This window comes from Acidovorax sacchari, from assembly GCF_042847045.1.
Classification (GTDB): domain Bacteria; phylum Pseudomonadota; class Gammaproteobacteria; order Burkholderiales; family Burkholderiaceae_C; genus Paracidovorax; species Paracidovorax sacchari.
Genome location: NZ_AP035783.1, coordinates 5,502,755 through 5,523,245, shown reverse-complemented (window position 1 = coordinate 5,523,245; position 20,491 = coordinate 5,502,755). Strand labels below are relative to the sequence as shown.

Here is a 20,491-nt window from a genome sequence, read left to right as displayed (position 1 = left end):
GCGACATCGTGCGCCACGGGCCGCCGCGCTTTCAGCGGCTGCTGGGGAAGCTGAACACCGCGCCTTCGCGCACGCCGGCCGAGGGCCAGCGCTGGGTGATGGTCTTGCGCTTGGTGTAGAAGCGCACGGCATCCGGGCCGTAGGCGTGCAGGTCGCCGAACAGGCTGCGCTTCCAGCCGCCGAACGAGTGGTAGGCCACCGGCACGGGCAGGGGCACGTTCACGCCCACCATGCCGACCTGGATGTGGTCGGTGAAGTAGCGGGCCGCCTCGCCGTCGCGCGTGAAGATGCAGGTGCCGTTGCCGTACTCGTGGGCGTCGATGAGCTGCATCGCTTCCTGCAGGTTCTTCACGCGCACCACGCCGAGCACGGGACCGAAGATCTCCTCCTGGTAGATCTTCATGCCGGGCTTCACATGATCGAACAGGCAGGCGCCCAGGAAGTAGCCTTCCTCGTGGCCGGCCACCTTCACAGTGCGGCCGTCCACCACCAGGGTGGCGCCTTCGGCGACGCCGCTGTCCACATAGGCCTTCACTTTCTCGAAGTGCTGCTTCGTCACCAGCGGGCCCATGTCGTTGCCGTTGTCGGTGCCGGGGCCGACCTTCATCTTTGCGATCTCGGCCTTCAGGCCGGCGATCACTGCATCGGCCGTATCGTCGCCCACGGCCACCACCAGCGGGATGGCCATGCAGCGCTCGCCGCAGCTGCCGTAGGCCGCGCCCATCAGCGCGCTCACGGCGTTGCCGATGTCGGCATCGGGCATCAGCACGGCGTGGTTCTTCGCGCCGCCCAGGGCCTGTACGCGCTTGCCGTGTTTGCAGCCTTCCGCGTAGATGTATTCGGCGATCGGCGTGGAACCGACGAAGCTCACGGCCTTCACGCGCGGATCGCGCAGCAGCGTATCCACCGCCGTCTTGTCGCCGTTCACCACGTTCAGCACGCCGGGCGGCAGGCCCGCTTCCAGCGCCAGCTGGGCGATCAGCAGCGCGCTGCTGGGGTCGCGCTCGGAGGGCTTGAGCACGAAGGTGTTGCCGCAGGCCACGGCCATGGGCCACATCCACAGCGGCACCATGGCCGGGAAGTTGAAGGGCGTGATGCCGGCGGTGACGCCCAGCGCCTGGAATTCGGACCACGAATCGATGTTCGGGCCCACGTTGCGGCTGTGCTCGCCCTTGAGCAACTCGGGCGCGTAGCTCGCGTATTCCACGTTCTCGATGCCGCGCTGCAGCTCGCCATGCGCATCGGCGAGCACCTTGCCGTGTTCGGCGGTGATGAGGGCGGCGATTTTGTCGGCATTCTCTTCGAGCAGCACCTTCAGCCTGGACATCACGCGCGCGCGCTTGAGCGGCGGCGTGTTGCGCCAGGCGGGGAAAGCCTTCTCGGCCGAGGCGATGGCCGCCTCGACGGTGGCCTGGTCGGCCAGCGCCACACTGGTGGTGGATTGGCCGGTGGCGGGATCGAACACCGGCTGGGTGCGGGCGGTGTCGGCGACGATCTGGCCGTCGATCAGGTGGCCGACGGTGGAGGTCACGGATTTGTCGTGTTGCATGGCGTTCTTGTCGGTGGAAAAAGCGGGGTCAGGCCATGGCGGCCTGGGGTTCCAGATGGGGGATCACGTGGCCCAGGGCGCGCTCCACGTACTCCTGTTTTTCGCCCACGGGGGCGAAGTAGTGCAACACCTCGCGGGCGGCTTCCAGCCCCTTGAGCCGGCACAGCAGCCAGGCCACCAGGTACTGCGAGGCGAGGCAGCCGCCCGCCGTGGCGACGTTGCCGCGCGCCACGAACGGCTGCTGCACCACCTGCACGCCCGAGGCTTCCACCCAGGGCCGGCTGGTGAGGTCGGTGCAGGCCGGCACGCCGCCGAGCAGCCCCAGGCGGCCGAGCAGGAAGGTGCCGGAGCATTGCGCGGCCAGCAACTGGCGGGCAGGGTCCAGCACGCGCAACTGCTCCATGACGGCCGGGTCGGCGGCGACGTCGCGCGTCTTCATGCCGCTGCCCACCAGCACCGCGTCGGCCCCGGCCAGCGTGTCCAGGCCTTCGTGGGCATCGATTGTCAGCCCGTTCATGGAGGTCACCCTGCGCGACGGGCTGGCGATGCGCACCTGCCAATCGGCATCCCCCCGCAGCGCGATGCGGTTGAGCATGCCGAACGCGACCAGCGAATCCAGGTCGTTGAAGGCATCGAAGGTCAGGATGGCGATGCGCATGGGTGTCAGGCCACTTCGTGCAGGGCGTCGCCCAGCGCGCTGACCAGGCGGTCGATTTCCGTCTCGGTGCTGATGAAGGGCGGCGCGAGCTGGATGGTGTCGCCGCCGTAGCGCACATAGAAGCCCTTGTCCCAGCACTTCATCGCGATCTCGTAGGGGCGCTTCGCGGGCTCCCCCGGCAAGGCCGCGATGGTGATGCCTGCGGCCAGGCCGTAGTTGCGGATGTCCGCCACGTGCTTCGCGCCCTTCAGCCCGTGTACCGCGTTCTCGAAATACGGCGCCAGCCCCTGCACGCGGCCGGGCATGTCTTCCTTCTGCAGGATATCGAGCACCGCATTGCCCGCTGCGCATGCGACGGGGTGGGCGGAGTAGGTGTAGCCGTGCGGGAATTCGAGCATGTACTCGGGGCCGCCCTGCGCGATGAAGGTGTCGTAGATCTCCTTGGTGGCCATCACGCCGCCCAGCGGCTGCGCGCCGTTGGTCACCTGCTTGGCGAAGTTCAGGATGTCGGGCGTCACGCCGAAGGCCTCGGCCCCCGTCCACGCGCCGCAGCGGCCGAAGCCCGTGATGACCTCGTCGAAAATCAGCAGGATGTTGTTCTGCGTGCAGATCTCGCGGATGCGCTCCAGATAGCCCTTGGGCGGGATCACCACGCCGGCCGAGCCCGAGAACGGCTCGACGATCACCGCGGCGATGTTGGAGGCGTCGTGCAGGGCGATCACGTCCAGCAGCCGGTCGGCCAGCGCGCGGCCGCCGTCCTCGGCCATGCCGCGCTGGAAGGTGCCCGCGGGCGGCTGCGTGTGCGGGATGTGGTCCGCCTCCACGCCCTGGCCGAAGGTCTTGCGGTTGCCCACGATGCCGCCCACCGAGATGCCCCCGAAGTTCACGCCGTGGTAGCCCTTCTCGCGGCCGATCAGGCGCGTCTTGCTCGCCTGGCCCTTGGCGCGCCAATAGGCGCGCGCCATCTTGAGCGACGTGTCGGCAGATTCGGAGCCCGACCCGGTGAAGAACACGTAGTCCAGCCCCGCGGGCGTCAGTTCCTTGAGCTTGTTGGCCAGCGCGAACGAGGCCGGGTGGCCGAACTGGAACGCCGGGGAATAGTCCAGCGTGGCGGCGGCGCGGCCGATGGCCTCGGCCACCTCCTTGCGGCCGTGCCCCAGGCCGGAGCACCACAGGCCCGACAGGCCGTCGAAGATCTTGCGGCCTTCGGCATCCGTGTAATAGGCCCCCTGGGCGCCCACGATCATGCGCGGGCGGGCCTTGAAGTTGCGGTTGCCCGTGAAGGGCATCCAGTGCGCTTCGAGCCAGGCGGCATCCATGCGGGGGGCGGCGGCGTCCGCGCCGGGCGCGGGTTCGATGACGGAAAAGCCCATGGTCGATCCTTCGGAAAAGGTGTGGCAAAAGAGACGTGCAGGCAGTGGCGGCGGCGCTCTCCTGGCAGCCCGTCGCCCCTGCATCAGCACCGATTCTTCCGGGGATGGATAATTTCTTGAATGGTCGAATATCCATGTTCACTTGCCGGTTCATGCAAGTAAAGAAATCCCCGTCATCTCCACCGTCCTCGCTGCCGGGCCCCGGGCCCGCCACCCGCGAGCGCGCCGTGCTGGGCCAGCTCAGCGACATGGACCTGCGCCTGCTGCAGGTGTTCAAGAGCGTGGCCGAATGCGGCGGAATGGCCGCGGCCGAGCTGGAGCTCAACATCGGCACCAGCACCGTCAGCCGCCACATGAAGGATCTGGAGACGCGCCTGGGCCTCACGCTCTGCCGCCGCGGCCGGGCGGGCTTCGCGCTCACGCCCGAGGGCCAGCGCGTCTATGAGGAAACGCTGCGCCTGCTGGCCTCGGTGCGCAGCTTCCGCGACGGCATCGACGACATCCATGCACGCATGGGCGGCCAGCTGGCCGTGGCGGTGTTCGACAAGACCGCCACCAACCCGGCAGCGCGCATCGGCGAAGCCATCGCCGCCTTCGGCCGGCAGGCGCCCGAGGTGGAACTGCAACTGCACGTGGGCCCGATCAACGCCATCGAACGCGGCGTGATCGACGGCAGCTACCAGGTCGGCATCATCCCCGCGCACCGCAGTTCGCAGAGCCTGGTCTACACCGACCTGTTCGGCGAGACCATGCTGCTTTACTGCGGCGCGGGCCACCCGCTCTTCGGCGCCGACCACACCGGCCTGGACTGGGACGCCGTGCGGGACTATCCCTTCGCCGGCCTGGGCTACCACTCGCCCAACATGGAACTGAGCCACCGCGCCCGCTTCGCCCGCGCGGCCACGGGATTCGACCAGGAATCGATCGCCACGCTCATCCTGTCGGGGCGCTACCTGGGGTTTTTGCCCGACCACTATGCCGAGGCCTTCGAGCGCCGCGGGCGCATGCAGGCCGTGCGGCCGGAGCTGCTGCGCTACGAGTGCCGGTTCGTGGGGCTGGTGCGCAGGTCGCCGGCGCCGTCGCGGGCGGCGCAGGCGTTCGGGGAGTGCCTGGTGCGGGCGCATGCCCAGGAGCATGCGCAGTCAAGCTCAATGAAGATTGAAGGCAAATAGTTTGCCGTCAGCTTGATTGATGTAGAGCAACCCTCTGTCCGAAACAGAAAGCTTACCGGTCACTGGATACTGCCAACCGATAGCGTGGGTCTTTCGGTTGACTGCGTACGTTAATGCCGCCTTTTCGTTGAGCGGGGATGCAAAAACCCAATCTCCTACCACTACAAGATTGTAAGGATTTTGATAGCTGTTGTAAGGGGGGATTTCCCGGTTGGCCAAGATTGTTGACCACAGCAGGTCACCGGTGGCGGCATTGCGGGCTTCAAGTACTGGTTTGATGCTTTCATAGCTTGGAGCATTGACAACGTAGATGACTCCATCGGCGACGGCCACATCGCTCAGGAAACCTGAAGTCAGTTCCCAGGTCTTTTTTCTTTGCGAGACTGAGAAACTCGTCAGGCGGTACCACCCGTTGTAGCCAAAGTAAGAGCCCAGCACCTGGTCTTGTCCAGCTATGACGGTAGAACTCATTTTGCTGCCGTTGCTGTCTATTTTTGCCGGGATGAGGATTGTGTCAGAAGAGTCTTTAATGGATGCCGCACGGAAGTAATCGCGGTCTAGTGTATATATCCTTTTATCATCCATGGACGGCTTTGAGTAATATTCTTGTCCTGGGTCCGCAAGCTTTTTCCATTGAAGAAGTCCTGTGCTGGCAGCGAATAAATACTTTGAAGTATCATTGATGTAGATGTAGTCATCACTCACTACCATGCCTTCGGCGCCAGCTACCCGCCACTCATCTTTGTCGTCTATACCGGGGTCTGAGTACGTTTTCAGCAGCGCTCCGGTGTTTGCGTCGATGGACCTTAATTGCCGCTTGGATGACTGACTGTCAGTAGCATAGGCGAATAGATTTCCCTTGCTGCTGATGGGCGCCCCGGCATTGGCTTCCCATCTGACCGATCCATCGGCCTCATTCAGGGATTGCAGCTTAACCCCGCTTCCATAAACGTATCCATCCATGGCGACTGCGGCAGATCCTGCCGACTTTTCCCATCGCAAGGAGAAATCTTCTGGATTCAGAAGTTCGCTGGTAGGAATGTAGCCGGTACGTGCTGCGTTCCCCCGAGCCTGCTTCCAGGCTGGAGCATCGCGCAGGACGGAGAGAGTTTTTAAGGAAAAGGACTTTTGGGTGATGGATATGCTGTAAGGAATGCTCCAGGGTGAGCCGATGGTTTTGCAGGGGTATGCCACGCCCTGGCAAGGCCAAATCAAAATATTGCCGTTTCTAGTGCCGACGGGTGCCTTGTCCGACACCTTTAGATTGAAAACGTAAGCTGCTTTATCGTCGGAATAAAGTATTTGCTGGGGATCGGCAAAGTCGTCGGATAAAACCAGTGTGACATTCGGTTGTGCCAGAGAATTGTTGGAACTGTAGCCTTTTATGGTCAGTTGCTCGGATTGGCCTTGGAGAAGGCGGATATTTTGAATATCCAGCGAGAATTGGATCCAACTATATGTAGGCGTAGGCGTAGGCGTAGGCGTAGGCGCAGGCGCAGGCGCAGGCGCAGGCGCAGGCGCAGGCGCAGGCGCAGGCGCAGGATTCGGGCTTGCTGGGCTTGCTGCGTCCCCGCCACCACCGCCGCCGCCACAAGCTGCCAGCAAGAAAACCAATCCCATCGAGTATTGCCGCATGTTTCCTCTGTATCAATTTGAAATTTTTACAGCGGCATTGTATGAATTCCAGTGCATGCGGCGGCACCACCAGTGCAAATTCTGCGTACGTGACTTGAGGGGATGACTTACGACAGTTTCATGCTCCGTTCGGCGTGCCGCAGCCCTGGGCTCTGGAGGGTTTCAACACATGGGCAGCCAAATCCACGTCAAGCGCTCATAATCCGCCGACGTCCCCCTCCTGCTGGAGCCTCCCGCCATGTCCTCCATTTCCTCCATCGCTTCCTCCGGCCTGCGTGCCGCGCAACTGCAACTGGACACTTCGGCGCACAACGTGGCCAACATGAACACGGAGGGTTTCCGCCGCCAGACGGTGGAGCAGTCTGCGGTGCCGGACCAGGGCGGAGTGGAGGCGCGCGTCGGCCGGGCCGCGGAGGAAGGGGCCTCGCCGGAGGCGGACGCGGTGGACCAGATGTCCGCGACCTATGCCTTCTCGGCCAACCTGCAAATGGTCAAGACCGAGGACCGCATGCTCGGTTCGCTGCTGGATACCCGGGCCTGACCTGTAGCGGCGTCGGGCGGGGTTCAGCGCCCGGTGGCGAGGCCGGCCAGGCGCTCGACCAGCCAGTGGGCGAACGGCAGGGCCCGGGGCTGCATGGCGAGCAGGTGATGTGCTCCTGCGGTGCGTGTGGAGGCATGTTCCATGGTGGTTCTCCGGCCCGTCGCGCTCAGGCGCCTGCAGCGGCGGGCTGCGATGCCGCTGCGGCGGCGCGGCGCCGGCCTGCGCGCTCCCAGGCCTTCTCATGGAAGAAGAATGCCACGGCCTGCACGGTGGGTTCCAGCAGGCTCAGCGTGAGCGAGGCGATCAGGTTGCCGGTGACCGCATAGGCCACCAGGGCCGCCACGCAGATGTGGATGAGGTAGTAGCTGCCCGTCTTCATGAGCGTGGGCAGGTTCTGGCGGGTGGCGTGGCGGATGCGGTCCATGGCGGCTCTCTTTCTCTTTCCTTGGCTTCTCTGTCTGTCTGGCGGTGTTCGAGGGGATAGGTGAATGCTAGGCATTCTCATCTCCGTGCGCCAATTGATCCTCTCGAATCCGCCGATAGCGCCGCGGCCGGGCGCCGCTATGATCGGCCACGCGCGGACGGGATCGCCGCCGCTTTCCCAGCCTTTCCTCTCTTCACCCCAGCCGGAGCACCGCATGGCCCTCATGGACTTCATCAAGAAGCAGTTCATCGACATCATCCAGTGGACGGAAGACGACGACGGAACGCTGGCGTGGCGCTTTCCGATGCGCGACCTGGAAATCCAGAACGGCGGCACGCTGGTGGTGCGCGAGTCGCAGATGGCGGTCTTCGTCAACGAGGGCAAGGTGGCCGACGTGTTCGGCCCCGGCACCTACAAGCTGACCACGCAGACCCTGCCGGTGCTCACCTACCTGAAGAACTGGGACAAGCTGTTCGAGTCCCCGTTCAAGAGCGACGTGTACTTCTTCAGCACGCGCCAGCAGGTGGACCAGAAGTGGGGCACGCCGCAGCCCATCACCATCCGCGACAAGGATTTCGGGGCGGTGCGCCTGCGCGCCTTCGGCAATTACGCGTACCGCGTGGCCGATCCCAAGCTGTTCCACACCGAGATCTCGGGTACGCGCGCGGCCTACACGGTGGGCGAGCTCGACGGCCAGCTGCGCGGGCTGGTGCTGCAGAACATCAGCAACGCGATCGCGTCGAGCGGCCTGCCGTTCCTCGACCTCGCGGCCAACCAGATCATGTTCGCCGATGCGCTCGCGAAGGAACTGCAGCCGGCCTTCGCGAAGATCGGCCTGCAGCTGGAAGCGATGACGGTGCAGAACCTGTCGCTGCCCGAGGAGCTGCAGAAGATCCTCGACCAGAAGATCGGCATGGGCATGGTCGGCAACGACATGGGCAAGTTCATGCAGTACCAGACGGCGCAGTCGATCCCGAAGTTCGCGGAAGGCGCGGGCAACGGGGGCGGCGTCGCGGGCGACGCGATGGGCCTGGGTGCGGGCGTGGCGCTCGGCCAGGTGCTGGCGCAGAACCTGCAGCAGGGCCTGCAGGGCGGCGCCGGTGTGCCCGCTCCGGCCGCTGCGGGCGCCGTACCCGTGGGCGTGCGGCCCGAGGACGTGATGGCCACGCTGGAGAAGCTGGCCGACCTCAAGGCCAAGGGCATCCTCACGCAGGAAGAGTTCGACGCCAAGAAGGCGGAGCTGCTCAAGAAGCTGGTCTGAGCGGGCGAGTCCCGACGCGGCGCAGTCGGCGGGTGGCGAGGTCGCCCACCGCTGCGGCGTCCACATTCCCTGCCGGCGCGGATGCCGGCAGGAGGCCGACAACACCGATTCCCACATGGCCGACCCCCAACTTCAGCGCCACTACCGCGCACCCTGCCCGGGCTGTGGCGCGCCGGTCGAATTCCGCAGCGCGCAGTCCACGCACGCCGTCTGTCCCTACTGCCAGAGCACCGTGGTGCGCAGCGGGGAGGTGCTGTCGCGCGTGGGCAAGATGGCGGAGGTGTTCGACGACCACAGCCCGCTGCAGCTCATGGCGAGCGGCCGTGCTGTACTGGACGGGCGGGAGCAGCCGTTCACGCTGATCGGACGGTTGCAGTACAAGGCCGACACGGGCACGTGGACCGAGTGGAATGCGATCCTGGAGGATGGCACCACGGCCACGCTGGGCGAGGACAACGGGGGCTACGTGTTCACGCGGCCCATCGAGCCGGGGCGGGAGCTGCCCGCACCGGAGCGCTTCCGCGTGGGCGCCACCACGGCGATCAACGGCGTGCCCTACAGCGTGGCGGCGAACGTGCAGGCGCATCTCGTGTCCGCGCAGGGCGAGTTGCCCAAGCTGCCGCCGCTGGGCCAGCCTTTCTCGGTGGTGGAACTGCGCAGCGAGCAGGGCGAGGTGCTGTCCATCGACTATTCGCAGGCGCCCCCGCGGGTGGAGCGCGGTCGCGCCGTGCGGCTGGAGGACCTGCGCATGCAGGGCCTGCGGGAGGAGTCGGCGAAAGACGAGAAGGCGCGCCAGTTCAGCTGCCCGCATTGCGGCGCACCGGTGCAGGTGGCGTTCGACACCACCAAGAGCCTGACCTGCCCGTCGTGCGCGAGCCTGATCGACATCTCGGGCGGCATCGGGGGCGAGCTGCGGCACGCGTTGCAGGACGAGCCGGTGCGGCCATTGATTCCGCTGGGCACAACCGGCCTGCTCGAAGGCGTGGTCTGGCAGGTGGTGGGCTTCCAGCACCGCATGGGCCGCGAGCCGGACGACGACGAAAGCTTCGGCTGGGACGAGTACCTGCTCTACAACCGCCAGCGCGGGTTCGCCTTCCTCGTGGACGCCTCGGATGGCTGGAGCCTGGTGCGGCCCGCGACGGGCGCGCCCAAGCTGTCCGCCGACGGGCAGACCGCCACCTACCTGCAGAATCCCTACCGGCTGGATTACCAGTACCGCGCCGAGACCACCTATGTGCTGGGCGAGTTCTACTGGCCCGTGGAGCGGGGGCAGGCCACCCAGAACCGCGACTACAGCAGCAAGGGCGGCCGGGGCCGGCTGTCGATGGAGCAGACCCCGCGCGAGATCACATGGTCGGTGGGCAGCCTGGTGGACAGCGCCCTGGTGGCCCAGGCGTTCAAGCTCGAAGGGCAGAAGGACCTGTTCAAGCGCGACGACGCCGCCCCGCTCGCGAGCGCGGGCAGCCTCGGCAGCGTGGGCTGCGGCACGGTGATCATCGTGGCGGTCGTGCTCATCCTTCTGCTGCTGTTGTTCTCGCGGGGCTGCAGTTCCTCCTGCGATCCCGCGCGGGAGAACTGCACCTCGTCGAGCTACCGCTCCTCGGGCGGCTCTTTCGGGGGCTGGTCCAGCGGCGGCGGGCACAAGTAACGGCCGTGATCGCCGGGCCCGTTTTTTTCCGGTTCGTTGTTTGAATGAAGGAGTTCACCATGCCATTCGACTGGCTGCACCCCGCCGCCTTCTTCGGCTCCATCCTGTTCGCGCTGATCGGCGTGCTGGTGTTCTGGATCAGCTTCATCGTCATCGACAAGATCACGCCCTACGACCTGTGGGCCGAGATCGTCGAGAAGCAGAACAAGGCCCTCGCCATGGTCGTGGCGGCGATGTGCCTGGGCATCAGCATCATCGTGGCGGCGGCGATCCACGGGGGGTGAATCCGCCGTGGTGCACCGCCCTGCGCGCCGGCTGCAGGGGCGGGCGCTGTCAGGCCGGGTCGGGTTCCGTCGCTGCGAGGGGCACGGCATGGAAGAAGGCCGGAGCATCCAGCGGGAACGCCACGAGGATGACATACCGCATGGTCCGGCCGCACTGGGCCAGCGTCCAGAGTTCGATCGAGCGGCGGCCCGCGGCAGCCGTGGCGCCGATGTCGCGCACGATGCGCGAGGCCCCTGTCTCGATGCTCGGGCAAGCCGCCATTTCCGTGGCTTTGGCCTTCACCATGGCCAGCACTTTCGCGCGCTGCGCGGGCGATGCGACGCTGTCGCCAGTGAAGGCCACGGCCGCAACGTCGCCGGTGGCGGGGAAGCCCGCGCCGCCGAGGGCTTTCAGTTCCACCCACGGGTCGGGCGGTGCATCTTCCAGGCGCCAGTCGTAGTGCATGTTGTAGGACGACTGCATGGGCGAGCCCGTGGAGTCGTGCGCCGGCCGGAACCGGCAGGTGGACATGGCGTCCTGGGCCGCCAGGTCCAGCCGCGCGGATCCGCTGGAGTAGCTCACCGACGTTCTCCGCACGTTGCCGTCCGGACCCACGGTCAGGGTGAGGGCCGTCTGGCCCTGTTCCTTCTGCCGGATGGAGTTCAGCGGATAGACCGGGCGCACGCAGGTCCCCGGAATGAGGGTGGGCTGCCACTGGACATCGCGGCGCGGGTTCTGCCGGGTATCCGGAAAGAGGCTGTACCCCTGTGCGGCGACGTGCGCCGGCAGTGCGGTGGAGATCAATGCCCCGCAGAGGGCCAGGAGGGATGACATGGTCATGGATCGGCGGCTCACAGTTCACCCCCGAATCCATAGCCCCGCTCCGACCGGACCATGGAGGCCGCCTTGCGCAGCAGTTCGTCGCGGGCCGGCGCGGCGTCTCTCCCGTCGGACTGGACATAGGGGGCGAGCTGCTCCAGCACCACGCGGGCCTCGAGCACCATCACCGCCTCGGGCAGGGGATCGCGGTACAGGGCGATGACGGCGTCGTTGTGCCAGGTGGTGACCGTGACGGTGGTACCGGGGGTATAGATGAATATGGGCGCGCCGCCGCCCTTGGTCTTGACCATGCGGGGTGGTTCAGCGTCCGTGTCCGCATGGCCTGCGGGCTGTATGCCGGCCATGGCGCGTCGCGGCGCCGGGCTGCCGGCCAGAGGCTCGCCCGCCTTGCGCACCGTGAAATGGGTATATCCCTTCTCCCTGGTGAGTTCGGCGCAGCGGTACAGCCAGAAATTCCAGACGCGGTCGGCGGACGTGTTGCCGTTGCCGTCGAACTTCACGCGGTAGTGCGTCTCATCGATCTTCTCGTCGGTGTATCCGCCCGCCATGCCCTTGCGGGCGTAGGGCGTGGTGCAGGCAGCAAGGGCCAGCGAAGCAGCGATGGCGGCTGCCAGTAGAAGGGGGCGCAAATCGGATCTCCCTGCCGCTCGGTCAGGCGGCGGTCGTGTTGGAATGGTTCTGGACCGAAGTTTGATACAAAATTTTACGTTAACTCGGCAGCAAGACGTCAGCCGTGGAATTTGTATCTGAATTATTAAGAATCGTTATCACTCTCATTACAATTTGTCGCTTTCGTAACGCGGCCGCAGCCATGACGGCATGGCCTGATTTTTGAAAGCGATATGGCGACACCCATCTTTTCTGAAGCGCGGCGCATGCGGTGCCGCATCATGCCCCCAGCCGGATCCGCACCGCTGCGCGCGGCGATGCTGTGGGCGGGCCTGGCTGGAGCAGCCTGGGCGCAGGGCGAGGCACCTGCGGAGGGGGCCTCCGCGCAGGCCTCGCTGCCCACTGTCCACGTCTCCGGCGCGCAGTTCGACCCTGACGATGTGCGCCCCGAGGGCGTGACGACGGCCACCAAGACCTACACCGCGCCGCGCGACATTCCCCAGACCATCGACACGGTGGAGGTCAACAAGTACAAGAGTTACGGCATCAACGACCTCGCCACCATGCTCGACGGGCAGCCGGGGGTGAGTGCGAGCTACGACATGCGCGGCGAAGGATTGACGATCCGCGGCTTCGACGTGAGTTCGGGCGACATCTACCGCGACGGCGTGCGCGAAGGCGGCCAGGTGCGCCGCAGCACCGCGAACGTGGAGCGCATCGAGATCCTCAAGGGCCCGGCCTCGGTGCTCTACGGCCGCGGGGCGGGCGGCGGCGTGGTCAACCTGGTGAGCAAGCAGGCGCGCTTCGATGCGAAGAGCAGCGCCACGCTGCGCGGCGGATCGTGGGAGAACGTGGGCGGCACGCTGGACATCAACCGCGTGCTGAGCCCGAATGTGGCCGTTCGGCTCACGGCCGACCGCGAGCAGGCGCACAGCTTCCGCAGCGGCATCCGCAACCGGAACGAGATGGTGTCGCCCAGCATCCTCGTGGACACGCGCACGGGCCTGCGCTGGACGGGCCAGTACACCTACGACAACGTCTGGCGCGTTCCGGACCGGGGGCCGGCCTACGAGCAACTGCCTGCGGGCGTCTCGCCGCGCCAGGGCTTTGCGCAGCCCGGCGATTACGTGGAAGACCGCCTGCGCGTGCTGCGCTCGGACCTGAGCTACGACTTCAATCCGCGGTGGAGCGTGCGCTGGGTGGCCAGCCGGCGCGAGGCGCGGCAGGATTTCGACCACTATTTCCTGGGCACCTACTGCAATGCCCGCGGCCGCACGCCGACGGGCGCCGCGTGCACGAATCCGGGCCTGCTGCGCCAGAGCTACGCCTGGCAGCAGACCAACAACAAGACCACCATCCATACCGTGGACCTGACCGGCCGCGTCGAGCTGGCCGGCATGGCGCACGAGCTGCTGGTAGGCGTGGAGCACAGCGACGAGGAACGCCAGCCGCGGCTTTTTTCCACCGCGGCGAGCAACGGCTTCGTCGATCCGTTCAACCCGGTGTTCAATGCCGTGCGGCCCGCGCAGGGTGCGCCGACGCAGCACAACCTGCACCTGGCCCGCGCCCGGGCGCTCTACGCGCAGGATCTCGTCAGCCTCGCACCGCAGTGGAAACTGCTGGTGGGTGCGCGCTATGACGACTACGACTTCGACAGCCTGAACCGGCTTACCGGCGCCTGGCGGCATTCGAGTGGCAGTTCCGTGAGCCCGCGCGCGGGCCTGGTGTGGCAGCCCAGCCGGGAGCACAGCGTCTATGCCTCCTACAGCAAGAGCTTTTCGCCGTTCGGCGGCCGCGGCATGCTGGGCATCAGCGGTGCGCAGGACGACGAGCCGCAGTATTCGCGCCAGTTCGAGGCGGGCATCAAGAGTGACTGGCTGCAGGGCGCGCTTTCCACGCAGTTCTCGGCCTACCAGATCGACCACTACAACATCCGCTACCAGCCCGATGCGACCAACCAGCCCGACGTCTGGGCGGTGCGCGGGCAGGAGCGCTCGCGCGGGCTGGAGTTCACCGTGTCGGGCCGCGTGGCGGCCGGCTGGTACGTGCGCGGGGGCGCGGGCATCACGCACGCCACCGTGGTGGAAAACAAGGCCAACCGGGACCTGGAGGGCAAGGACCTGCGCGACGTGGCGCGCCGCACGGGCAGCCTGTTCGTGCGCTATGCGCCTTCAGGACCGTGGTATGGCGAAATCGGCGTGACCCATTCCGGCCCGCGCTGGGCGAACGACGCCAACACGTCGCGCATGGCGGGCTACAGCCGCTGGGACGCGCTCGTCGGATGGCGCTCCGCGCCCTGGACGGTGACGGCGGCCGTTTCCAACCTGTTCGACAAGGAGTACTGGCGCCCGGGCACCAGCGCGCTGCCGGGCGCGCCGCGCTCGCTGCTGGTGAGCGCAAGCTACCAGTTCTGACGCCCTTCGCGGTTCAAAGGCCCAGGGCCTCGTGCATCTGCGCGCCCGTGAGCCGCTGGCGCGGGCCGGCCAGTAGCGCGCACATGCGTTCGTTGCAGGGGGCGCGCAGGCCATGCGCCGCGGCCAGGCGCACGACGGCGCCGCAGAGGTCGTCGATTTCGGTGGGGCGGCCGGCCTCCAGGTCGTCCCACATCGATGAGCGTGCCGCCGGATCGATGCGCAGCATGCGGCGCGCGAGCCGCGTGAAAAGCGCGTCGGGCAGCCGCAGCACGTGCGGCAGCAGTGCCGGCGGCACGGGCGCGACCTTCGCGGGGCGGATGCCGGCGCGCGCCATGGCGCGCAGCGCTTCGGCCTGCAGCGCGGCGAACACGGTGCGGCAGTCGCGGTCCTGCAGTTCCTCGCGCAGCGGCAGGTCCGAGAGCGCATTCACGGGGTTGTTGAGGTTCAGCAGCAGCTTGCCCCACTGCACCGGGCGGATGTCCTCCACGACCGTGGTGCCGAGCCCTGCCGCCCTGAAGGCATCGGCCATCGCGGTGGCGGCCGGATCGCGCTGCAGGTGGATGTCTCCGGTGGTCGCCCGGTGCACGTGCGTGCCGCGCAGCACCACGTTGTAGGGCACCATGGCCCCGATGGGTCGCAGTGCCGGCGCATGGGCGGCGATGCGCGCCACGTTGTCCACGCCGTTCTGCAGCGACACGGCGGGGGTGCCCGGCGGGCAGGCGGCGCCGAGGGCGCGCGCGGCCTGCGCCGTGGCGCCACCCTTCACGCACAGCAGGACGATGGCGTCGCCAGGGCATTCCATGCCGTCCAGCGCCGTGGCCAGCCGCAGTGCGCGCGCGGGCACGTGCGCGTCGGCCCCCTCCAGATCGCTCACCCGCAGGCCGTCCCGCGCGATCGCGTCCAGGATGCGCGGGCGGCCCACCAGGGTCACCGCTTCCCCGGCCGCGGCCAGGCGCCCGCCCACGTAGAGGCCGACGGCGCCCGCGCCCATGACGATGAAATGCATGCGAAGCCTCCCGGAGGGCCGTGCAGGGGCCCGGCGCCCGTGACGGTGTGGGGGCATTGTGCGGCCGGTGGCGAGAAGGTGCGGTGGCGCGCATCCCGCAAAATAGCGGGCTTGACTGCCGCCGCCCCCCTTCCATCCCCTCCGCAGCCCGCCCCCCGGCCTCTCGACATCGCACTGCTCGCCAGCGTGTTCGTGGTGGCCGCCTGCGGCCTGCTCTACGAACTCGTCGCGGGCGCGCTCGCCTCGTACGTGCTGGGCGATTCGGTGCTGCAGTTCTCCACCATCATCGGCACCTATCTGTTCGCGATGGGGGTGGGTTCGTGGCTGTCGCGGTATTTCGAGCGCCAGCTGCCCGCGCATTTCCTGCGGATCGAGCTGCTGGTGGCGGTGGTCGGCGGGGCGCTGCCCGCGCTGCTCTTCCTGGCGAATGCCTACGTGCCGGGTGCGTTCCGGCTGCTGCTCTACGGCATGGTGCTGCTGGTCGGCATGCTGGTGGGGCTGGAGATACCGCTGGTGATGCGCATCCTCAAGCGCAACGTGGCGCTCAAGGACCTGGTCTCGCAGGTGCTCACCTTCGATTACCTCGGCGCGCTCGCGGTGTCGCTCGCCTTCCCGCTGCTGCTGGTGCCGCACCTGGGGCTGGTGCGCACGGGGTTGCTGTTCGGCATCTTCAACGCGGTGGTGGCGGTCTGGGCGCTGTGGCTGTTCCGGCGCGAACTGCGGCGTTTCCGGGCGCATGCGCTGGCGTGCGCGTCCGTGCTCGGGGCGCTGCTGGCCGGCTTCGCGGGGGCCGAGCACATCACCCGCCTGGCGGAAGACCATTTCTACCAGGACCGCATCGTCATCGCCAGCGCCTCGCCCTACCAGCGCATCGTGGTCACGCACGGCCGCTCGGGCTACCGGCTGTTCCTGAACGGCAACCTGCAGTTCGCCGAGCGCGACGAATACCGCTACCACGAGGCGCTGGTGCACCCGGCGATGTCCGCCCACGGGGCCCCGAAACGCGTGGCGGTGCTCGGCGGCGGCGACGGCATGGCGGTGCGCGAGATCCTCAAGTACCCATCGGTCGAATCGGTCACGCTGGTGGAGCTCGATCCGGCCATGACGCGGCTTTTCCGCTCCGATCCGGCGCTGGTGCGGCTCAACGCCGGAGCGCTCAACGATCCGCGGGTGCACATCGTCAACACGGATGCCTTCCAGTGGCTGCAGGAGGGGAGCGGAGTCGATTCCACTTTCGACGTGATCGTGGTGGACTTCCCCGACCCCACCAACTTCGCGATCGGCAAGCTCTACACGAACAGCTTCTATGCGCTGCTCGAACAGCGCCTCTCGGCGAGCGGCTATGCGGTGGTGCAGACCACCTCGCCGCTGGTGGCGCGCCAGAGTTTCTGGACCGTGGTGCAGACCGTCGAATCGGTGGGCCTGGCCACGGCGCCGTACCACGTGCACGTGCCGAGCTTCGGCGAATGGGGTTTCGTCATCGCCAGCCGGCGGCCATGGCGCCTGCCGGAGCACCTGCCCGGGGGGCTGCGGTTCCTGTCGGTGCCCACGCTGCCGCTGCTGTTCGACTTCCCGCTGGACATGGCCCGGGTGCCGGCGGAGGTGAACCGCCTTTCGAACCAGGTGCTGGTGCACACCTACGAGCAGGAGTGGGGCAAGGTGGCCGCGCATTGATGCCGGGCCCGGCCTGACATGGCCGTGGCGTAGAGTACGCCGCATGCCTGCTTCCTACCTCGATCTTCCCGCGCTGCAGCGCCGTACCCTGCTGCGGGGCGCCACGGCCACGGCCGCCGCCTGTGCGCTGGCCGGGTGCGGGCCGGCGCCGCGCGACCTGCCCGGGGGCTTCACGGGCATCGACATGGCCCGGGGCCATGCGCTGCGCGACCGGTTGCAGAAGGGCGGCACGATCGAGCCCGATATCGTGCGCCGAACCCAGGTGGTGGTCGCGGGCGGCGGCGTGGCGGGCCTGGCCGCGGCCCGCGCCCTGCGCCTGGCCGGAGTCGATGACTTCATGCTGGTGGAAATGGAGGATTCCCCGGGCGGCAACAGCCGCGCCGGCCAGGTGGACGGCATCGCCTGCCCCCTGGGCGCCCACTACCTGCCGGTGCCGGGCGACGGCGCGCGCGAGGTGCAGGACCTGCTGGAAGAATTGGGCCTGCGGCGCCGCGTGGCGGGGCGCTGGCAGATCGACGAGCGCAGCCTGTGCCACAGCCCGCAGGAGCGGCTGTTCTTCCGGGGAGCCTGGCAGGAGGGCCTGCTGCCCGTGAACGGTGTCGGCGCGGACACCCTGGAGCAGTACCGGCGCTTCTCCGCGCGCGTGGCGGAACTGGGCCGCGCGGAGCGCTTCGCCATGCCCACGTTCAAGCTGTGGCGGCCGGACCAGCCGGTTTCCGCCGTGCTGCGGTCCCTGGATGCCATCACGTTCGATGCCTGGCTGTCGCAGGAGGGCTTCTCGGATGCGCACCTGCGCTGGTACCTGGACTATTGCTGCCGCGACGACTACGGCGCCGGCACGGCGCGGGTGTCGGCCTGGGCGGGCATCCATTATTTCGCCAGCCGCCACGGCTTCCATGCACCCGGCGACGCCGCCAGCGAGGAGCGCGAAGGCGTGCTGACCTGGCCCGAGGGCAATGGCTGGCTGGCCCAGCGGCTGGCCGCGCCGGTGAACGACGCCGGGGCGCTGCGCACCGGCAGCACCGTGCTGCGCATCGAGGAGAACCGGCGCGGCGTGGAGGTGGACGTGCTGCACCATGCGAGCGACAGCATCGAGCGCTGGCAGGCGCGCCGCTGCGTGGTGGCGCTGCCCGTTTTCGTGGCGGCGCGCGTGGTGCGCAACCCGCCCGCGTTCCTCGCCCAGGCCGCACAGCGGCTGCAGTGGGCCCCCTGGCTGGTGGCGAACCTGCGCATCGACGCGCCGCTGTCGGACCGCGAGGGCGCGGCACCCGCCTGGGACAACGTGCTCTACGATGATCCGGCGCCGGGCGGCCTGGGCTACGTGGACGCGGGCCACCAGCGCCTGGATCCGCGTCCCGGTCCCACGGTGCTCACCTACTACCGGGCGCTGGGCGACGTGCCCGACGGCCAGCGACAGCTCGCCGAACAGCCCTGGACCCACTGGCGCGACGCCATCCTCGCGAGCCTGTCCGGCCCGCACCCGGACCTGCGGGCCCGCGTGACGCGCGTGGAGATCACCCGCTACGGGCACGCCATGTCCATCCCCGTGCCGGGAACGCTGGCCTTCCTGAGCCAGGCCGGCCGCATGCCCGCGCCCCGGCAGCGCTACGTGCTGGCGAACGGCGAGCGGATCGCCGCGCCTTCCGTGCCCGGCACGGCCCGCCTGGCCTTCGCGCATGCCGACTGGTCCGGCTACTCGGTATTCGAGGAAGCGTTCACGCGCGGGCATGCGGCGGGCATGGCTGCCGCTGTCTGATCCCCCAACGGCTTCGCGGCGGACGCCGCCAATCCCCTGGCTCGATCAGGGGATTTCGGTAGGGAGATGTGATTCGATATGAATTCGATATATCTTAGATAAATCGTTCTATCGGAGTACGTCCCCATGAAAGACCTCGACCTGCTCGAATCCCGCGGCGCGCCGTCCGGTCCGCGGCGCGGCGGCGGCCGTTTTTTCGGCCACGGCGGCCTGCGCCTCGTGCTGCTGCAGCTCATCGCGGACAAGCCGCGCCACGGTTACGAGCTCATCAAGGCGATAGAGGAGCGACTGGGCGGCAGCTACAGCCCGAGCCCGGGCGTGGTCTATCCCACGCTCACTCTGCTGGAGGAGCTGGGCCACGTCACCGTGAGCGCCGAAGGCGGCGGCCGCAAGCTGCACACCGCCACGCCCGAGGGACTGGCCCACCTGGACATCCACCGCGACGAGGTGAATGCCCTGCTCGCGCGCATGGCCGACGGCATGGCACACCGCGGCCACCGGCCCGCGCCCGTGGAGCGGGCGGTGCACAACCTGCGCCAGGCCCTGCACATGCGCCTGGCGGGTGCTCCGCTGGATACGGAGCAGATCCACGCCATCGCCGACCTGCTGGACGAAGCCGCACGGCGGATCGAACGGCTCTGACGGCCCGTGCTGCCGGCCATTCCCTCGGACGCGCCGCAGAGCGCGCTGGGCGGCCCCGGAGGCGCTCCCGATGCGACACCTGCAGACCTTTTCCACCCCGGCCGGCCACGCCGGCCTTCCCAAGGATTCGCCATGAGCCAGACATCCCTTTCCACGTCCCCCCAGCCATCCCCTGCCCAACTGGAGGCCCGCGCGCTGCAGCGCGTGCGCCATGAACTGCGGCTGCGCACCCTCACCGTGCAGCGCGCCGAACGCATCACGCCCCACTGCGTGCGCGTGACGCTCGAGGGCGAGGAGCTCGCCGGCTTCCACAGCCCGGGCTTCGACGACCACGTGAAGCTGTTCCTGCCCGACCCCTCCACCGGCCAACCCGTGCTGCCGGCCTTCGATGCCCAGGGTGCCCCAATCCCCGGTGCGCCGCGCCCGGCGATGCGCGACTACACGCCGCGCCTGCACGATGCACAGGCCGGCACCCTCACCATCGATTTCGCATTGCACGATGCGGGCCCCGCCACGGCCTGGGCGCTGCAGGCAGCGCCCGGCCAGCGCATCGCCATCGGCGGGCCGCGCGGGTCGCTGCTCGTGCCGCTCGCTTTCGATGGATACGTGCTCGTCGGGGACGACACGGCCCTGCCCGCCATCGCCCGCCGCCTGGCCGAACTACCCGCGGGCACGCCCGCCCTCGCACTCATCGAGGTGGACGGGCCGGCCGACGAGCAGCCCCTGCCCACGCAGGCCGCGGCGCGCATCCATTGGGTCCACCGCCTGGGAGCGGCCCCGGGTGAAGGCCTGCGGCTCCTGGAGGCCCTGCGCGCGCTGCCCCTGCCGGGGGGCGACGTGCATGCGTGGGTGGCCTGTGAAACTGCTGCCGCCAAGGCGCTGCGCGCGCATCTGGTGGACGAGCGCGGCGTGCATCCGAAATGGATCAAGGCGTCGGGCTACTGGCGCCGGGGCAGCGCGGCCACGCACGAGACGCACGGCGACTGAAGACCGCCCGCCGCCAGCGCGGCCTGCTCCGGAAGAAG

General features: G+C 68.0%; 18 protein-coding genes. 10 read left to right on the top strand and 8 right to left on the bottom strand.

Translation table 11 applies throughout. The annotated features are described in order from the left end of the window. Positions 1-31 precede the first annotated feature (31 nt). The 3 genes from ACGHC0_RS24510 to ACGHC0_RS24500 are packed head-to-tail and all read right to left on the bottom strand — an operon-like array spanning position 32 to position 3,580. Entirely contained in the window at positions 32-1,549 is a 1,518-nt protein-coding gene (locus ACGHC0_RS24510; RefSeq protein ID WP_415267034.1) for a CoA-acylating methylmalonate-semialdehyde dehydrogenase, read from the bottom strand. Between the two features lie 28 nt (positions 1,550-1,577). After that, complete coding sequence (locus ACGHC0_RS24505) at positions 1,578-2,207, bottom strand: DJ-1/PfpI family protein (RefSeq protein ID WP_415267033.1); 630 nt, start codon at positions 2,205-2,207, stop codon at positions 1,578-1,580. Positions 2,208-2,212: 5 nt separating this feature from the next. After that, a complete protein-coding gene (locus tag ACGHC0_RS24500; protein WP_415267032.1) occupies positions 2,213-3,580 on the bottom strand; it encodes an aspartate aminotransferase family protein in 1,368 nt (455 codons plus the stop codon). A 152-nt stretch (positions 3,581-3,732) separates the two neighbouring features. On the opposite strand from ACGHC0_RS24500, the gene ACGHC0_RS24495 reads away from it, so the two are divergent. Then, positions 3,733-4,752 (top strand): LysR family transcriptional regulator, encoded by a 1,020-nt coding sequence (locus ACGHC0_RS24495; protein WP_415267031.1) that lies wholly within the window; start codon positions 3,733-3,735, stop codon positions 4,750-4,752. On the opposite strand, the gene ACGHC0_RS24490 is transcribed toward ACGHC0_RS24495, so the two are convergent. After that, a complete protein-coding gene (locus ACGHC0_RS24490; RefSeq protein WP_415267030.1) occupies positions 4,729-6,372 on the bottom strand; it encodes a hypothetical protein in 1,644 nt (547 codons plus the stop codon). The two genes, ACGHC0_RS24495 and ACGHC0_RS24490, sit on opposite strands and share 24 nt — an antisense overlap. A gap of 253 nt (positions 6,373-6,625) precedes the next feature. Between ACGHC0_RS24490 and ACGHC0_RS24485 the strand changes: the two genes are divergently transcribed. Further along, complete coding sequence (locus ACGHC0_RS24485) at positions 6,626-6,928, top strand: flagellar basal body protein (RefSeq protein WP_368353388.1); 303 nt, start codon at positions 6,626-6,628, stop codon at positions 6,926-6,928. Positions 6,929-7,094: 166 nt separating this feature from the next. Here the strand turns inward: ACGHC0_RS24485 and ACGHC0_RS24480 are convergent, their stop codons facing one another. Then, positions 7,095-7,352, bottom strand: a complete 258-nt coding sequence (locus tag ACGHC0_RS24480) for a DUF2061 domain-containing protein (protein ID WP_013597065.1) — start codon at positions 7,350-7,352, stop codon at positions 7,095-7,097. A 214-nt stretch (positions 7,353-7,566) separates the two neighbouring features. Here ACGHC0_RS24480 and ACGHC0_RS24475 point away from each other — a divergent pair, with 214 nt between their 5' ends. From ACGHC0_RS24475 to ACGHC0_RS24465, 3 genes are all read left to right on the top strand, one after another. Next, a complete protein-coding gene (locus tag ACGHC0_RS24475; RefSeq protein WP_415267029.1) occupies positions 7,567-8,613 on the top strand; it encodes an SPFH domain-containing protein in 1,047 nt (348 codons plus the stop codon). Between the two features lie 115 nt (positions 8,614-8,728). Further along, entirely contained in the window at positions 8,729-10,261 is a 1,533-nt protein-coding gene (locus ACGHC0_RS24470; RefSeq protein ID WP_415267028.1) for a DUF4178 domain-containing protein, read from the top strand. A gap of 59 nt (positions 10,262-10,320) precedes the next feature. Further along, complete coding sequence (locus tag ACGHC0_RS24465; protein WP_013597062.1) at positions 10,321-10,545, top strand: DUF350 domain-containing protein; 225 nt, start codon at positions 10,321-10,323, stop codon at positions 10,543-10,545. Positions 10,546-10,594: 49 nt separating this feature from the next. On the opposite strand, the gene ACGHC0_RS24460 is transcribed toward ACGHC0_RS24465, so the two are convergent. Together ACGHC0_RS24460 and ACGHC0_RS24455 are read right to left on the bottom strand one after the other, a co-directional pair. Next, entirely contained in the window at positions 10,595-11,365 is a 771-nt protein-coding gene (locus ACGHC0_RS24460) for an energy transducer TonB (RefSeq protein ID WP_368353384.1), read from the bottom strand. 11 nt (positions 11,366-11,376) lie between these two features. After that, on the bottom strand, positions 11,377-11,994 hold the full coding sequence (locus ACGHC0_RS24455) for a CC0125/CC1285 family lipoprotein (RefSeq protein WP_368353383.1): 618 nt from the start codon (positions 11,992-11,994) through the stop codon (positions 11,377-11,379). Positions 11,995-12,255: 261 nt separating this feature from the next. Between ACGHC0_RS24455 and ACGHC0_RS24450 the strand changes: the two genes are divergently transcribed. Then, on the top strand, positions 12,256-14,388 hold the full coding sequence (locus ACGHC0_RS24450; protein ID WP_368353382.1) for a TonB-dependent receptor: 2,133 nt from the start codon (positions 12,256-12,258) through the stop codon (positions 14,386-14,388). A gap of 13 nt (positions 14,389-14,401) precedes the next feature. On the opposite strand, the gene ACGHC0_RS24445 is transcribed toward ACGHC0_RS24450, so the two are convergent. Next, the gene (locus ACGHC0_RS24445; RefSeq protein WP_415267027.1) at positions 14,402-15,394 is read right to left on the bottom strand and encodes a 2-dehydropantoate 2-reductase; all 993 of its coding nucleotides are present in this window, start codon (positions 15,392-15,394) and stop codon (positions 14,402-14,404) included. A 111-nt stretch (positions 15,395-15,505) separates the two neighbouring features. Here ACGHC0_RS24445 and ACGHC0_RS24440 point away from each other — a divergent pair, with 111 nt between their 5' ends. The 4 genes from ACGHC0_RS24440 to ACGHC0_RS24425 all read left to right on the top strand — a co-directional run bounded on the left by ACGHC0_RS24440 (position 15,506) and on the right by ACGHC0_RS24425 (position 20,453). Beyond that, positions 15,506-17,068: a polyamine aminopropyltransferase gene (locus ACGHC0_RS24440; RefSeq protein ID WP_368353380.1), complete on the top strand. Its 1,563-nt coding sequence runs from the start codon at positions 15,506-15,508 to the stop codon at positions 17,066-17,068. Between the two features lie 43 nt (positions 17,069-17,111). Beyond that, the gene (locus tag ACGHC0_RS24435; protein ID WP_368353379.1) at positions 17,112-18,824 is read left to right on the top strand and encodes an FAD-dependent oxidoreductase; all 1,713 of its coding nucleotides are present in this window, start codon (positions 17,112-17,114) and stop codon (positions 18,822-18,824) included. A 126-nt stretch (positions 18,825-18,950) separates the two neighbouring features. Further along, positions 18,951-19,466: a PadR family transcriptional regulator gene (locus ACGHC0_RS24430; RefSeq protein ID WP_368353378.1), complete on the top strand. Its 516-nt coding sequence runs from the start codon at positions 18,951-18,953 to the stop codon at positions 19,464-19,466. 132 nt (positions 19,467-19,598) lie between these two features. After that, positions 19,599-20,453, top strand: coding sequence for a siderophore-interacting protein (locus tag ACGHC0_RS24425; RefSeq protein ID WP_368353377.1), 855 nt, complete (start codon positions 19,599-19,601; stop codon positions 20,451-20,453). Positions 20,454-20,491: the final 38 nt, after the last annotated feature.

Bases quoted from the DNA above. Each gene is read 5' to 3' on its own strand.
- ACGHC0_RS24450 (WP_368353382.1), top strand. From the start codon at position 12,256: ATGCCCCCAGCCGGATCCGCACCGCTGCGCGCGGCGATGCTGTGGGCG.
- ACGHC0_RS24465 (WP_013597062.1), top strand. From the start codon at position 10,321: ATGCCATTCGACTGGCTGCACCCCGCCGCCTTCTTCGGCTCCATCCTG.
- ACGHC0_RS24435 (WP_368353379.1), top strand. From the start codon at position 17,112: ATGCCTGCTTCCTACCTCGATCTTCCCGCGCTGCAGCGCCGTACCCTG.
- ACGHC0_RS24500 (WP_415267032.1), bottom strand. From the start codon at position 3,580: ATGGGCTTTTCCGTCATCGAACCCGCGCCCGGCGCGGACGCCGCCGCC.
- ACGHC0_RS24445 (WP_415267027.1), bottom strand. From the start codon at position 15,394: ATGCATTTCATCGTCATGGGCGCGGGCGCCGTCGGCCTCTACGTGGGC.
- ACGHC0_RS24490 (WP_415267030.1), bottom strand. From the start codon at position 6,372: ATGGGATTGGTTTTCTTGCTGGCAGCTTGTGGCGGCGGCGGTGGTGGC.
- ACGHC0_RS24510 (WP_415267034.1), bottom strand. From the start codon at position 1,549: ATGCAACACGACAAATCCGTGACCTCCACCGTCGGCCACCTGATCGAC.
- ACGHC0_RS24485 (WP_368353388.1), top strand. From the start codon at position 6,626: ATGTCCTCCATTTCCTCCATCGCTTCCTCCGGCCTGCGTGCCGCGCAA.
- ACGHC0_RS24505 (WP_415267033.1), bottom strand. From the start codon at position 2,207: ATGCGCATCGCCATCCTGACCTTCGATGCCTTCAACGACCTGGATTCG.
- ACGHC0_RS24475 (WP_415267029.1), top strand. From the start codon at position 7,567: ATGGCCCTCATGGACTTCATCAAGAAGCAGTTCATCGACATCATCCAG.
- ACGHC0_RS24460 (WP_368353384.1), bottom strand. From the start codon at position 11,365: ATGACCATGTCATCCCTCCTGGCCCTCTGCGGGGCATTGATCTCCACC.
- ACGHC0_RS24430 (WP_368353378.1), top strand. From the start codon at position 18,951: ATGAAAGACCTCGACCTGCTCGAATCCCGCGGCGCGCCGTCCGGTCCG.
- ACGHC0_RS24425 (WP_368353377.1), top strand. From the start codon at position 19,599: ATGAGCCAGACATCCCTTTCCACGTCCCCCCAGCCATCCCCTGCCCAA.
- ACGHC0_RS24495 (WP_415267031.1), top strand. From the start codon at position 3,733: ATGCAAGTAAAGAAATCCCCGTCATCTCCACCGTCCTCGCTGCCGGGC.
- ACGHC0_RS24470 (WP_415267028.1), top strand. From the start codon at position 8,729: ATGGCCGACCCCCAACTTCAGCGCCACTACCGCGCACCCTGCCCGGGC.
- ACGHC0_RS24480 (WP_013597065.1), bottom strand. From the start codon at position 7,352: ATGGACCGCATCCGCCACGCCACCCGCCAGAACCTGCCCACGCTCATG.